This is a genomic window from Vibrio sp. 1078-1 (genome assembly GCF_033340475.1).
Genome location: NZ_JAWOWM010000002.1, coordinates 427537 through 441905, shown reverse-complemented (window position 1 = coordinate 441905; position 14369 = coordinate 427537). Strand labels below are relative to the sequence as shown.

Here is a 14369-nt window from a genome sequence, read left to right as displayed (position 1 = left end):
ACTTCCCGTCATGCCAACTTGATATCAGATCTTCAAAGAAATTCCCCTAGCTCACTTTTTGAGACCAGACAGCTCAACACCCGACACCCTGTTACAGTAATGTTAAAACTCGATTGTGTAGACAATTTATACAATATACATTTTTGGCATCTTTCAGGATGAAAAGAGTGAGACAAGGATGAAATTACCTAAGTTGCTTTTATTAACGTCGATGATGAGTCCAATACTGGCAACATCAAGCTATGCCGCGCCGTATCCCGCAGGTGTGACCCTCGATGAGACACAAGAAATTACGCTAAACAATGGGGCTGAAGTTACTTCTATTGACCCAGCCAAGCAAGCCGCAGAGCCCGCTTTTAATCTTGGTCGAGACCTGTTTGAAGGTCTGGTCATTCAAGATAAGCAAGGTAAAACCATTCCTGGTGTTGCTGAGTCTTGGTCAGTCAATGACAACAATACGGTTTATACCTTCCACTTACGTGATGCAAAATGGTCAAATGGCGAAACGGTCACTGCACAAGATTTTGTCTACAGCTGGCAACGCTTACTGAATCCAAGCACTGCTTCACCGTACGCTTGGTTTGCGGCCATTCCAAATATCGAAAACTCGCAAGCCATTATGAAAGGCGACGCCGCACCCGAGTCTTTGGGCGTGAAGGCGCTGGATGAAAAAACGTTCCAGGTAACACTCGAAGAGCCTATTCCCTTCTTTACGAAACTATTAAGTCATCCAGTGCTTGCCCCCGTTCATAAAGCGACCATTGAAAAACATGGCAACCGTTGGACCCAGCCAGAACATATCGTTACAAATGGTGCGTTTACTGTCTCTGAATGGAAAGTTAACGAAAAACTGGTGATGGTTAAAAATCCACATTATTGGGACGCAAGCAATGTAGTGCTGGAAAAAGTCACCTGGCTACCAATTGGTGATGCAAACGTAGTGCTAAACCGCTACCTAGCTGGTGAGATAGACCAAGCGGTTTCCATTCCTGCCGCTCAGAAGAAAAAGTTAATTCAACAACGCCCGCAAGAAGTGGCAAGCACCAGTGCGTCTCTTGGCTCCACATTCTATTACCTCAACACTCAACAAGGGCCAACAAAAGACGTGCGAGTTCGTAAAGCCCTCTCATATGCCATTGACCGTCAACTGTTAACGAGTGCTATTTTGAGAAACGGTGGGGTTCCAATGTATACCCTTGTGCCACCTCAAACAGATGGTTTTAAATCTCACACTCCTGAGTTCGCAACTTGGAACCGCCATAAACGTATCGAAAAAGCGCGGCAATTACTGTCAGAAGCTGGATACGATAAAAGCAATCCGCTTAAGTTAACGTTTACCGTACCAACTTTCTCGATGGACGTAAAAATGGCAACCACCATGGCAGGCATGTGGAAAAGCCGATTGGGTGCGCAAGTCACGATAAAACAGCTAGAACCGAAAGTGTTCTACGCACTTAAAGAGCCGACCGACGTTACTCGCGGCGGCTGGACGGCCGACTACAATGAAGCCTCTACATGGTTGGATATCTTCGTTTCTAGTGGCGAGTACAACGATTCTCGATATAACAACCCGCAATACGACGAGTTAATGGCTCGCTCAAAGACCATGAGCAACCCATCAGAACTGTATCTACAAGCAGAAAGCATGCTGATTGAAGACATGGCCCTTATTCCTATTTATCGTCCGGGTAACGATCAATACCTCATCAAGCCTTACGTGGGCGGCTACGAACTGACAAACCCTGAGTCGTCGTACTACCGCAAGAATGTCTATGTAAAAGCCCACTAAAAGCATGTTTTCGGTCTGAGTCGGCAAGTTCAATGTTTACTTGCCGTTCCTCATATCTCTCGGTGGAGAAGGCAACCTGAGCTCAGACCATTTTTTATTCATAACCGTTCGAAGTGATTTCGGATGACCAAAGGATGATGGATCATGATTTGGTACATTGTTAAGCGATTAGCTATCGCTATCCCCACGCTTCTATTCATCGCACTCGTATCATTTTGGCTGATGCACATTGCACCAGGGGGGCCATTTGATATGGAACGGCCTATGCCAGAGGTGGTACGTGCGAATATCGAAGCAAAATTCCATTTGGACCAGCCCTTCCTTACTCAGTTTTGGATTTACATTGGTAATTTCATACAAGGAGATCTCGGTCCGAGCTTCGTTTATCAAGACTTCAGTGTTACACAGCTCGTCGCACAATCATGGCCAGTTTCAGCAGTATTAGGCGTACTCTCCTTTTGTATTTCCGTTCCACTTGGCATGTTGCTTGGCACCATTGCGGCATTGAACCGAAATAGCCGCCTAGATTACGGCCTGATGACACTTTCGATGACTGGAGTTGTGGTTCCGGCTTTCGTGCTTGCTCCAGTTTTAGTCATGATCTTCGCTATTCAGCTCGGCTGGTTCCCTGCTGGTGGTTGGGAAGGAGGAAAGCTGGCTTTTCTTGTTCTTCCCGTGCTCAGCCTAGCGATTGGCTCCATTGCGAGTATTGCACGCGTCATGCGTGGCGCAATGATTGAAACGCTCAACCAACCATACATTCGAACGGCAAAAGCCAAAGGTTTGTCCACAACCTACATTTTATTCCATCACGCTTTGCGACCATCCCTGATTCCCGTCGTTGCGATGCTCGGCCCTGCGTTTGTGTCTGTCGTGACAGGCTCGGTAATTATCGACATTTTCTTTGGTACAGGTGGCATGGGACAACACTTTGTGTCTGGTGCTCTCAACCGCGACTACGGCCTAGTAATGGGCATTACTCTGATTGTCGCTTCACTCACTATCTTCTTTAACCTTGTGGTCGACTTGCTATATACGATTATCGACCCTCGTATACGCGTTTAGGAGTCCGGCATGTTAACGATCAAAAAACTGGATACACAAGCTCTTCAAGATCAAGTCGTCGACAATATTGAAGCCGTCGAAGGTCGCAGTCTTTGGCAGGATGCATGGACTCGATTTCGTAAAAACAGAGCCGCGATGACATCAGTGTATGTTTTGGCGTTCATTACCTTATGCATCACTTTCGGCCCCTCTCTTGCCGCTTTTGGCCATGATGAAATTGACTGGGAAGTACTCATCGATCCATACGAGCTAGGGAAACCTTCACTGAGCAGTGGCCATTACTTTGGTACCGATGATCTCGGGCAAGATGTTTTCGCTCGCACGATGCAAGGTGGCAGGCTCTCTATTTTGGTAGGTTTTGTTGGCGCCTTAGTCGCCGTTGTTATTGGTACGATTTGGGGAAGTATTTCCGGCTATCTTGGCGGCGTTGTCGATAGCGTAATGATGCGCATTATTGAGGTGCTCGATTCGGTGCCATTTATGTTTATGGTTATCCTGTTTGTTACCCTTTTTGGCAACAACATCTACCTGATTTTTATCGTGATCGGAATGGTATCTTGGCTGGGCATTGCCCGTGTTGTACGTGGTGTCACCTTCGGTCTAAAAAAGAGAGAGTTCATCGAAGCCGCACACTCTATTGGGGTTTCTAAATTGACAATTGTCCGACGCCATGTTCTGCCTAATGTGCTTGGAATCGTGATGGTTTATTCCTCCTTAATGGTACCAGGATTCATTATGTTCGAATCGTTTTTGAGCTTCTTAGGGCTTGGTGTTCAACCACCAGACACGAGCTGGGGAATCCTAATTTCCGAAGGCGCAAAAACGATTGACGTTGCATTATGGATGCTGCTTTTTCCATCTCTGTTTTTAGTTGCCACCCTCTTTTGTTTTAACTTCATCGGCGATGGCTTACGTGATGCTCTTGACCCGAAAGACCGATAAGGACAAACCCATGCTATCTATTGAAAACATGAACGTGCGCTTCGATACGCCAGATGGGCAAGTGCAAGCGGTCAGTAATCTCTCCTACTCGATTAAAGCGGGCGAAACTCTTGGGATTGTTGGGGAATCAGGTTCGGGAAAAAGCCAATCTGTTTTCTCATTAATGGGGTTAACCGCGGACAACGGCGCCGTGTCTGGAAGCGCAATGTTCCACGGTGATGATTTACTCGCGATGTCGAAAAAGCAGCTCAACCGCATCCGTGCAGAGAAAATCGGAATGATCTTTCAAGATCCGATGACGTCACTTAATCCATTCATGAAAATTGGCAAGCAGCTTTGTGAAGTTCTCATGATTCATAAAGGAATGAGCCGAAAACAAGCAAAAATGGAATCGATTCACATGTTGGATGCGGTGCGTATTCCCTCTCCCGAAACTCGGATGAATCAATACCCTCACGAATTATCTGGCGGAATGCGTCAGCGAATCATGATAGCGATGGCGTTGTTGTGTAAGCCCGAGTTGTTAATTGCAGACGAACCAACCACCGCATTAGATGTAACCGTTCAAGCTCAAATTTTGACGCTATTACGAGACTTACAACAAGAGTTCAACACCGCAATTTTACTGATCACTCACGATATGGGCGTCGTCGCCGAGATGTGTGATCGCGTATTGGTCATGTATGGTGGTCAAAAAATGGAGCAATCAGATACCGAGACATTGTTCGCTCAACCTGCGCACCCCTACACTCAAGGCCTGCTAAAGGCTATTCCTTCTATCACTGAAGATATGCCACGTTTACCAACCATCCCAGGTAACCCACCAAGTGCGTTGATTAACCATCAAGGGTGTCCGTTTAGAGAGCGGTGCGAGCATCGAGAGACGCGTTGCCAATACGAAACCCCACGGTTTTCTCCATTAAACACGAGCCAGTCCATTGCCTGTCACGTTAACGCACCCAGTGTTATCACTCCTATTCAAATAAAAGCTTAAGGAGGCGTTATGAATAAAAAAGAAGTCCTCATGTCTGCTCGTGATTTAAACGTCCACTTTCCTGTGTCGCGTCACCTTATTCCAAGTCGACGTAAAATCGTGAAAGCGGTCAATGGTATCGACTTAGATGTTTACCGAGGTGAGACACTTGGCATTGTGGGGGAATCAGGCTGCGGAAAATCAACACTTGCACGCGCCTTACTTCGCTTAATTGAACCTACACATGGCGAGTTGACTTGGAAAGGTCAAGACATGCTCGGGTTTAGTAAGAAAGAGCTTTCCTCTCGACGTAGAGAATTTCAGATGGTGTTTCAAGACCCATCCGCTTGTTTGAATCCGAGGTTAACCATCTCAGAATGCATCGCCGAACCACTGCTCACCCATGAGCCGCAACTTAAACGGGCTGAGGTAGAAAAGCGTGTCATCGCTATGATGGATAAAGTGGGTCTCTTGGCGAGCCAGCGAAACCGCTATCCACATGAATTTTCCGGAGGTCAATGCCAGCGTGTGGGCATTGCTAGAGCGTTAATTCTCAATCCAGATTTGGTCGTGTGTGATGAACCCGTTAGTGCACTAGATGTCTCCATACAAGCTCAGGTCATCAATCTTCTAGATGATCTTAAACAAGAAATGGGGTTAACACTGGTGATGATTGCGCATGACTTAAGCGTGGTGCGCCATATCAGCGACCGCGTTATGGTGATGTATCTTGGTAAACCTATGGAAGTAGGACGTTACGATCAAGTATTTGATGATGCACAACACCCCTACACCAAAGCACTGTTATCTGCTGTCCCGATAGCTAATCCGCAATTAGCACGTGACCGTGAAATACAACTATTGCCCGGCGACCTTCCTTCTCCACTTAATCCACCGAGCGGTTGCGTTTTTCGTACTCGATGCCCAGAAGCAACAGAAGTATGCGGGCAACAGAACCCAATAAAAACAGGCTCGGAGCAGCATCATATCTATTGCTCAAATATGACTTTAGGAACCATTTAATGAACAATACTAACTCAGTAAACCAACGCCTTACGTTATTGCGTGAGGCAATGTCCTTTCACAACGTGTCTGCATATATCGTGACCAACAATGACCCACATAACAGTGAATACTCAGCGGATCATTGGTTAGCGCGAAGCTGGATTTCAGGTTTTACCGGCTCAGCAGGCGATGTCGTCATTACCCAACAAGGTGGTGGCCTGTGGACTGATGGTCGTTACTATATTCAAGCTGAAGAACAGTTACACGGCACAGGACTTGAACTGTTTAAAGCCAAACAACCAGAAACGCCGACAGTTGCCAAATGGCTGGCTACCACGCTACCAGAAAACAGTATTATCGCGGTTGACGGGCGCGCCATCAGTTACGCTTTTTATCAAGGCCTCAAACAAACCTTTGAAGCGAAAAACATTAAGATCATTCTCGACCTGGATTTACTCACACCGATTTGGCTTGAAAGACCACCTCGCCCAAGTGCACCCGTATTCGAGCACCCCACCGCTTTTGCTGGCGTTGACACTGAAAATAAGTTAGCGAGAATCCGTTCTTGGTTAACCGAGAACCAAGTAGATAGCTTATTAGTGTCAACGCTAGATGATGTCATGTGGACAATGAATATTCGAGGTGGTGATACGAATTACTGCCCAGTTTCTGAAGCCTATCTAGTCGTAGAGCAATCACTTGCGACACTGTTTATTGATAAAGCCAAACTGCCTCAAGACGTTGAAAGAGCGCTGACCGATCAGAGTGTACACATTCGCCATTACAACTACGTAAGTCAGTATTTGAATCAGCAATGTGAGGGATTATCGCTCGCTTTTAACCCGACCCACACAGACAGCTTATTGGTGAGTTCGATTGAAGGGAATGTGAATCTAAAGCCAATGGCTTGCCCTGTAACGGCAATGAAGGCCATAAAAAATGCGACCGAGCTAACTAGCCTAGAACAGGCATTAACAGATGATGGTGTGGCAATCGTAAGGTTTATGAACTGGCTCGAAGAGCAAGTTCCAAGCGGACTCGTTACAGAATTGTCTGCTGAGGCACAACTGAATCACTATCGCCGTCAAACCCGACATTATGTGAGTGACAGTTTCCGCACTATCGCAGGCTTCGCAGCTCACGGGGCAAAAATGCATTATGCCGCCGATGAAGAAAGCAATGCGGCAGTCAATGAAAGCAACTTCTTTCTCGTCGATTCTGGTGGCCAATACCTTGGCGGGACAACAGACATCACCCGTACTTTCCACTTCGGGTCACCGACCATTAAGCAGCGCAAAGATTATACCTTGGTGCTCAAAGCGGTCATCCGACTGACTCAGACTCGATTCATGAAAGGCTCTACGGGTGCCAATCTTGATATCATGGCGCGTGGCGTCTTATGGCAACATGGTATTGATTACAAGTGCGGCACTGGACACGGCGTGGGCATTTGCTTGAATGTTCACGAAGGCCCACAAAATTTCTCGCAAAGCCACCACGAGGTTGAACTAAAACCGGGTATGGTCATTACTAATGAGCCAGGCGTTTATCGCGAAGGTGAGTACGGGGTAAGAATAGAGAACATTCTTAAAGTTGTAGAAGTAGAACAAAATGAGTTCGGCACGTTTTACGGTTTTGAGACCATCACTCTTGCTCCAATTGCGACCAACGCCCTTGATTTATCAATGCTAGATCAAGCAGAGCTAGACTGGCTCAATCATTACCATTCACGAGTCTATCAAGCACTTAGCCCTTTTCTTGATACGCAAGATAAAAACTGGCTTCAACGCACAACCCAACTTATTGAGAAATAGGATATCAGCAAGCTTTATAACGTTTTCATTTTCATCTCAAACTCCTTGTTTGCCAGCCTTCGGGCTGGTTTTTTTATAGAGATAACGGCGTGAAAAACAAAAACGCCCCGCAATGTTAGCGAGGCGATCAATTAAATTAAAATGATGCAGTTAAAATGCCCTACTGACGACACTTCTGAGCATCAAAATCAACGACGATGGCGGCATTCTCAAAGTCACCAGAGACTTTAACGTAGCCCCAGTAGTTACTCTGATTTGACAACGTAATACACTCTCCATTACCAATATTATCTGACCACCCGTGAAGATTAGCACCATCCGGCCAACCAGAGTTACTGTATTCAAGCTTTAGGTTGCCCATACCGTTCCCCGTCGTTATCGCCAGATTTGAGCTCTCATTCACCGCTGGCACGCTCAGCCAAATGGTTTGTTGATTTGCCAAGCAAACAGGCTCTCCTGCTGTTAGGCGCCCACCGCTTACTTTACTTTGCACCGCGCAGTCTTGTGGCAATGTGTCATTACCGCCCAACGTTGAGATAACAACACTATGAGTGGCGGTTGCCGTCAAGCCTTCACTGTCTGTCACACTTAGACTGACCGAATACTCCCCTTCACTCCCATATTGGTGCGTCGGCTTGGTTTGTGTACTTGTCGAGCCATCACCGAAGTCCCATAAGACGCTGACGATCTTCCCGTTTGGGTCTGTACTGTTTTCACTGCTAAATGTAATGCTTTCACCGACTTTCCCCTTGTTGTTTGCGGTTATGACTGCATTAGGTGCACCATTTGAGACAAGGGCTTGCTGCCACTGCTCAAACTCACTTTGATATAAATTCGCCCATTGGGTGATCGTTGCTTTGTAATTGCTCCAATTCCCTTGGCGTGTTTCCACCAGCATTTGGTTTACGTCATCTTTATGATTTTCAAACATAAAACGTACAGCTAAGTACCCCCAACGATAAATTCGATCGACATCAAACCCATCATAAGTAGTCTCGAAAATCTCACTTAAGGTATATGTCGAGCCGTCTAAAATCGTCTCAAGTGCTGCTTGGTTGTCATTTTCTTGAGCGACATACTCTGCAATGCCTTCACTCCACCACACTATTTTTTCAGTTGGATGACTAAACCCTCCATAGAGATCAAATCGACCATCTAAGTAATGCACGTATTCGTGCTCTAAGTTCCAGACAAAGTGATCCGCGTTCGCATAAGAGGCTTCATAAGCAATAAAGTTGGGAATATTCCCCGGCTGGGAAGGATCGCCTTCCAAGTACATACCGCCATTGTCAGTACTAATATCGAAAATTGGCCCTGCGTACTTACCATAATCGGTGCTTGAATCGAAGATATTGACTTGGAGCTGAGTATTGTGGTCATCTTTTACTGGCTGTTCACCAGTTTCTAATGACTGATGAAAGTAACCCTCTTCGTAACCCATTTTAGAACATGCGGCCGCGTGTTGCTCTTGCGTCATATTCTGGGACAATATTCGAATTGTTGGACTACAAGTATAAGTTTGCGATAGCACTAAGCCTTTTAGCTCAGTTTCGAAATTACAAATTCCGAACTCACTACAATCTGCGTAATATGAGGCAGTGTCCGCCGCCGCAAGCCAAACCGCGTCACCCCGACCATACATTTCATACTGTTCAAAGATTCGACTCAGCTGACTCTTCACAACAGAACTCGCGTTACCCGTATACTTGGTTAAACGCCCGAGCTCTCGCCCCGCATTCGCGGCCATGAACTCATCTTCAGCACCGATTGATGATGCCCTCAGAGCAAAATCGCCTAAAGCTTTGGCAAGGTCCGTTTGGTTGCCAATTATTTGCACAAATTGCTCGTTCCACTGCCCACCAAACAAAATAGTGAAAACACCGTTAACTGCATTGCGCATATACCAGTGCTGGGCGTATTGATCATTCCAACGTGTAAGCCACTGGGTCACTTGCGGTAAGTACGCGTGCTGCAAGCCCGCACTATCCATAGTGATGATGACTTCACTAAGCACTTTGCCGTGACGGTCGCTGTTCTCATAGAAGTTTGCGTTATTAACAAACGCATCCACGGATTCTTTCACCGCTGGGGTAACCCATTCAATAAATGAGATGTTGTCATTGTAAAACTCGGCGTAATAACCCGCGCGCAAGTATAAGAAAAACGTTTCGAGTTCATCGCTCCCGCCACCTGTATACCCCTTCGCCAATGTCGTAGTGCGCTTCGCAATGTTGTACATATGATCGGAGCTAAATACCGACTCCTGAATCCGACTTTCAGCAGAGAATAACTGGTTCACGCACGTCGCGCCCTGACTTAAAATTTCGCTGATCAATTGGTTACTGCTTTCGGTAACCAATGCTTCCAAATCACAAGCAGTGCTCGACTCATCAAGGCTTTCAAGTGACTGTACTCGAGTTGCCTTGGAGGGCTGAATAGGGAGAGTTGCGGTTGGTTGGTATTCAACTCGATTGGATTCAACACCGTGTGTATGAGCCGAATGTGCATGTTGCTCTGTAACTTGAGAAACTGGCTCGCTTAACGCAAATACGCCAGTGCTGGTTAATGTTGTCGCAATCGCGACACTCAAAGTCTTCAGTTCCATCTAATTTCTTCTATATTGAGTTTTCCTTAAATGCATTACGTCTTTTGCATCGCCACTGCCCTTATTACTGCAAGAGCATCTCCATATAATCTACTCGCAAGACAAGATGAAACATTTTGTTAACAACTGAACGTGACGGTGTCAGTTTTTGGTACTCGAGTTGCCGTTGCACGAGCTTGCCAGAAATCGATTTGCTTTAGTAATATTGATCAACTAGTTGTTTATCTTTCCATTCAAATATCTTTTATTGCTCCTCACAAAAGCGATAAAATGGTTTCTTTTCTTTTTGCTAAACAACTCCTATGACCGACGCTGATATTGAGCTACAACATCTTTGGTTAGAAGTCCAAGCCGAACGCTGGCAAAACCTGCCACGCTTTTTATTCAGTTACTACTGCTACAAGCACAACCTTGTCAGTAAAACCAACAAAGTTTGTTGGGAGACGGCACGTGCAAGACTGCCCGCTTCAACATCAATAAAAGAGCGAAAAAAGGCGGTGGTTGAACCGTTAGTCTCTGAGGAAACCGTCGTTGGGTTATTGAAATCCATCAGCAAAGATGGGGAAATGACGTTTAACGTGATGGTAACCACACTTAATGCGTTTTTGCACTATGTTGTGATTAGCAAGGAAGAGAAAGCCCGACTTAAACCAAACATGCCAGCTAGTTGGTATCAGCGATCAAACAAGTCGCCTTTGGCACGTTTCGAGCAGGCTGGCATTAATCTACAGGAGTGACATGTCAGTCATCGCTGATGATAAACACAAAAGACAAGCGCCTACAATGAGGCGCATTTGGTCAAAAATTGAGGAGCACCTAAACAAAAGTGCGTAGCGAGCAACAAAGAAAAAGTTTGGTTATTCTTGAATGCCTCGAATGCGTACATTACGCCTACGTAGAACTTCTAAAGTCACGAGCAAACACACCGACATAAAAATCAGCAACGTAGCGACCGCCAATATAGTCGGACTGATTTGCTCTCGAATTCCTGACCACATCTGCCTAGGAACGGTTTTTTGTTCTGCCCCAGTCAGGAATAACGCCACCACAACCTCGTCGAACGAAGTGCCAAAAGCAAACAAGCCGCCAGAAATCATCCCCGGACGAATCAGAGGAAAGGTAATGTGTCTGAAAGTATAAACAGGGTTTGCTCCTAAGCTAGCCGCCGCTTTTACCAAGCTATGGTCAAAGCCGCTTAACGTCGCAGTAACGGTAATGACGACAAAAGGCGTACCTAACGCAGCGTGTGCCAAAATGACGCCTAAATAAGTTTGTGATAAGCCAAGGCGTGTGTAGAAAAAGTACATCGCAGCAGCAGAGATAATGACTGGTACGATCATGGGCGAGATCAACAGCGCCATAATCGTATTGCGAAAAGGCAAGTTACTACTTGCTAAACCCAACGCCGCCAGAGTTCCCAGCCCTGTTGCAACGAGTGTCGCCATAAAAGCAATGAACGTGCTATTTTTCAGCGCCAACAGCCACTGATCACTAGTAAACATTTCTTGATACCAGCGAGTAGAATACGCTGCAGAGTCAAGGTTTAACATCCCCTCGGTAAAAGTAAAGTAAGGCGTTGCATTAAACGATAACGGGATGATGGTCAGAATTGGAGCGATTAAAAAGAACAGCACCCCCCCACAAAAAGCTAAGTAACCTGCGTAAGCAACTCGCTCTACTTTTGATGCATAGTTTGGTAATGCCATGGTTATCCCCCTACCTTAAGGTTGTTAATGCCAATCACACGGTTGAACATATAAAACAGAACCAGTACAACGAACAAAAGCAGTCCACCCAATGCGCCAGCCATCCCCCAGTTCAGTGATGTCTGCATATGATAGGCAATCATATTGGAGATCATCTGTCCGCTTCTTCCACCAACCAAAGCGGGCGTAATGTAGAAACCAATAGAAAGAATGAAAGTGAGCAAGGCCCCCGCACCTATCCCAGGTAACGTAAGCGGCATATAAATTTTCATGAACGCAATGAAAGGCGTCGCGCCTAGAGAACGAGCGGCACGGAAATAAGTTGGGCTAATTCCTTTCATTACACTATACAGAGGCAGGATCATAAACGGCAACAGAATGTGAACCATAGACACCACCGTTCCGAAGGTATTGTGAATCATCTGAATTCGCTCAGAAGTAAAACCCGACCAAATAAGGAGATCATTAATGACCCCTTGGTTTTGCAGCAGAACAATCCAAGACGTGGTTCTGACTAATAATGATGTCCAAAATGGCAGCAGCACAATAATTAAAAGTAAGTTCGCGCGCTTATCAGGTAAATTGGCAAGCAGGTAAGCAACGGGGTACGCCATCACCAAACAAATTAAGGTGATTGAGATAGACATCCAAAAAGTTTTAAAGAAAAGGTCGACGTATATTTGGCGTTTTTCTGGTTGGGGCTCAATGTCTCCAAACTCATTCACTTGCAAGTCTAGCGCTGCAAGATAATGACTGAATGTTAATGCGCCACTAAGATTCTTAAACGCCGCCCAATATTTAGGATTAGCCCAACGCTTATCCAGCTTAGCTAGCTGTGTCACCGAGATCGGCAGCGACGTCAACCGAGACAACTTTCTGCCGGTTTTCATGAGTAAACTGCGCATACCAGACTCTTCAATATTCATCCGGTTGGCTATTTTCGGTAGCTCTTTGCTTTGATAAAGCGCAAGTACCTCAACAGAGAATGCCTCAATGACTTCTTGATGAGGCTGACCTTGATAATCCCAACTTTCTAAAGCTTGAATAGTTTGTGGGAGTGACTGGGATATTTCTCGGTTATCCACGCTTCGAAAAAGCATGTCGAGGATAGGAAAAGCAAACGTAAGCAGAATAAAACACACCAATGGCGTTGTGAGCATAATGGAGCGAAGCTTTTTTCGGCGCTCTGCCTTTTGCAGCTGCGCTTTCAGATTGGTTTCTTGCTCATGAACTTGGCGTTCGATTTCCAGTACAGAATCTAATGCGGTTAGCTCTCGACTCATGCTGCTACCTCGCTACTTTGAGTTTGTGTCCCATCAAGAGCATGGCAATCGTCACTTTGCCAACCAATACGACAAATTGAGCCAGGCGTTAACTGCAAGTGTTTACGATTATCGTTAGGTACTTTAACGATGAAGTGACCAACGCTCTCTACTTCGACGACCAGACGATAATGATCACCGTGATAAATCAATTCTCGTAGGACGCCCGAGACTTGGTTCTCACAAGACGCTTTCTCTGGTTGAATAACAATCTTTTCTGGTCGAATGGAAAGTGTTGTTCTCTGCCCTTGCTCAGAGACTCTGACAGGTTTCGCAGTAAATAACTCTTTCCCAACGAGCACTTGGCAATACTTTCCGTTCCACTCTTTGACTAAACCTGAGAGTTGGTTGTTTTCTCCGATAAACTGCGCAACAAACGTATTACTCGGAGATTCATAAAGCTCGGTTGGTGTCGCGAGTTGTTGCACTTCGCCGTGATTAAAAACCGCAATACGGTCGGACATAGTGAGAGCTTCGTCTTGATCGTGCGTCACATACAAAATGGTAATGCCAAGCTTTTCATGCAAATGTTTAATTTCCATCTGCATTTGCTCACGCAGCTGCTTATCTAACGCGCCTAGTGGTTCATCCATCAACACGAGTTTAGGCTCAAACACTAATGCTCGCGCTAACGCAACACGCTGTTGTTGACCACCTGATAACTGCTTCGGGTATCGAGTCGCAACATGCTCAAGCTCGACCATTTCTAATACACTCTGAACTTTGCTTTGAATCGTGTCACTGTCGAGTTTTCGCACCTTTAAAGGAAACGCAAGATTCTCAGCAATGGTCATATGTGGAAACAACGCATAGTTTTGAAACACCATACCAATATCGCGCTTGTGCGGCGCGAGATGATTGACAGGAACGCCATCGATATAAATGTCTCCACCGGTCGCAGTTTCAAAGCCTGCTAGCATCATCAAGCAAGTGGTCTTGCCCGATCCTGACGGCCCCAACATAGTAACGAACTCTCCAGGAGTAATATCTAAGTTGAAGTCTTTCACCACCAAATTCGTGCCATCGTAGGTTTTCTTAACGTGTTGAAAGCTGACATAGTCCTTGTTTTCCGTGCTCATGACTTCCCTCTTCTCATTTTTTGAATATTACGAATGAGTAGAGCGTCAGTTAACGCTCTACTAAACAGC

General features: G+C 45.8%; 11 protein-coding genes. 7 read left to right on the top strand and 4 right to left on the bottom strand.

Translation table 11 applies throughout. The features are described from left to right. Positions 1 to 178: 178 nt before the first annotated feature. The 6 genes from R7190_RS05900 to R7190_RS05875 all read left to right on the top strand — a co-directional run bounded on the left by R7190_RS05900 (position 179) and on the right by R7190_RS05875 (position 7588). Positions 179 to 1789 (top strand): peptide ABC transporter substrate-binding protein, encoded by a 1611-nt coding sequence (locus R7190_RS05900; protein WP_025766747.1) that lies wholly within the window; start codon positions 179 to 181, stop codon positions 1787 to 1789. A gap of 144 nt (positions 1790 to 1933) precedes the next feature. After that, positions 1934 to 2854 (top strand): oligopeptide ABC transporter permease OppB, encoded by a 921-nt coding sequence (gene oppB, locus R7190_RS05895; RefSeq protein ID WP_005377838.1) that lies wholly within the window; start codon positions 1934 to 1936, stop codon positions 2852 to 2854. Between the two features lie 9 nt (positions 2855 to 2863). Next, positions 2864 to 3796, top strand: a complete 933-nt coding sequence (locus R7190_RS05890; RefSeq protein ID WP_005377839.1) for an ABC transporter permease subunit — start codon at positions 2864 to 2866, stop codon at positions 3794 to 3796. A 10-nt stretch (positions 3797 to 3806) separates the two neighbouring features. Further along, positions 3807 to 4790, top strand: a complete 984-nt coding sequence (locus tag R7190_RS05885) for an ABC transporter ATP-binding protein (protein WP_186584312.1) — start codon at positions 3807 to 3809, stop codon at positions 4788 to 4790. 9 nt (positions 4791 to 4799) lie between these two features. Beyond that, positions 4800 to 5792, top strand: a complete 993-nt coding sequence (locus tag R7190_RS05880) for an ABC transporter ATP-binding protein (protein ID WP_158173840.1) — start codon at positions 4800 to 4802, stop codon at positions 5790 to 5792. After that, complete coding sequence (locus R7190_RS05875) at positions 5792 to 7588, top strand: aminopeptidase P family protein (protein WP_017633962.1); 1797 nt, start codon at positions 5792 to 5794, stop codon at positions 7586 to 7588. The genes R7190_RS05880 and R7190_RS05875 overlap by 1 nt, the downstream gene beginning before the upstream one ends. A gap of 160 nt (positions 7589 to 7748) precedes the next feature. Here R7190_RS05875 and R7190_RS05870 read toward each other — a convergent pair whose 3' ends face one another. Continuing rightward, a complete protein-coding gene (locus R7190_RS05870) occupies positions 7749 to 10193 on the bottom strand; it encodes a collagenase (RefSeq protein ID WP_017820899.1) in 2445 nt (814 codons plus the stop codon). 302 nt (positions 10194 to 10495) lie between these two features. On the opposite strand from R7190_RS05870, the gene R7190_RS05865 reads away from it, so the two are divergent. Then, positions 10496 to 10930, top strand: coding sequence for a hypothetical protein (locus R7190_RS05865; protein WP_042521922.1), 435 nt, complete (start codon positions 10496 to 10498; stop codon positions 10928 to 10930). A gap of 120 nt (positions 10931 to 11050) precedes the next feature. Here R7190_RS05865 and R7190_RS05860 read toward each other — a convergent pair whose 3' ends face one another. The 3 genes from R7190_RS05860 to R7190_RS05850 are packed head-to-tail and all read right to left on the bottom strand — an operon-like array spanning position 11051 to position 14300. Then, positions 11051 to 11899 (bottom strand): ABC transporter permease, encoded by an 849-nt coding sequence (locus tag R7190_RS05860; RefSeq protein ID WP_104975268.1) that lies wholly within the window; start codon positions 11897 to 11899, stop codon positions 11051 to 11053. 2 nt (positions 11900 to 11901) lie between these two features. After that, a complete protein-coding gene (locus R7190_RS05855) occupies positions 11902 to 13182 on the bottom strand; it encodes an ABC transporter permease (protein ID WP_186584313.1) in 1281 nt (426 codons plus the stop codon). Next, positions 13179 to 14300 carry an ABC transporter ATP-binding protein gene (locus R7190_RS05850; protein ID WP_005377849.1) on the bottom strand — a complete coding sequence of 374 codons (1122 nt, stop codon included), beginning with the start codon at positions 14298 to 14300 and terminating at the stop codon, positions 13179 to 13181. The genes R7190_RS05855 and R7190_RS05850 overlap by 4 nt, the downstream gene beginning before the upstream one ends. Positions 14301 to 14369 lie beyond the last annotated feature (69 nt).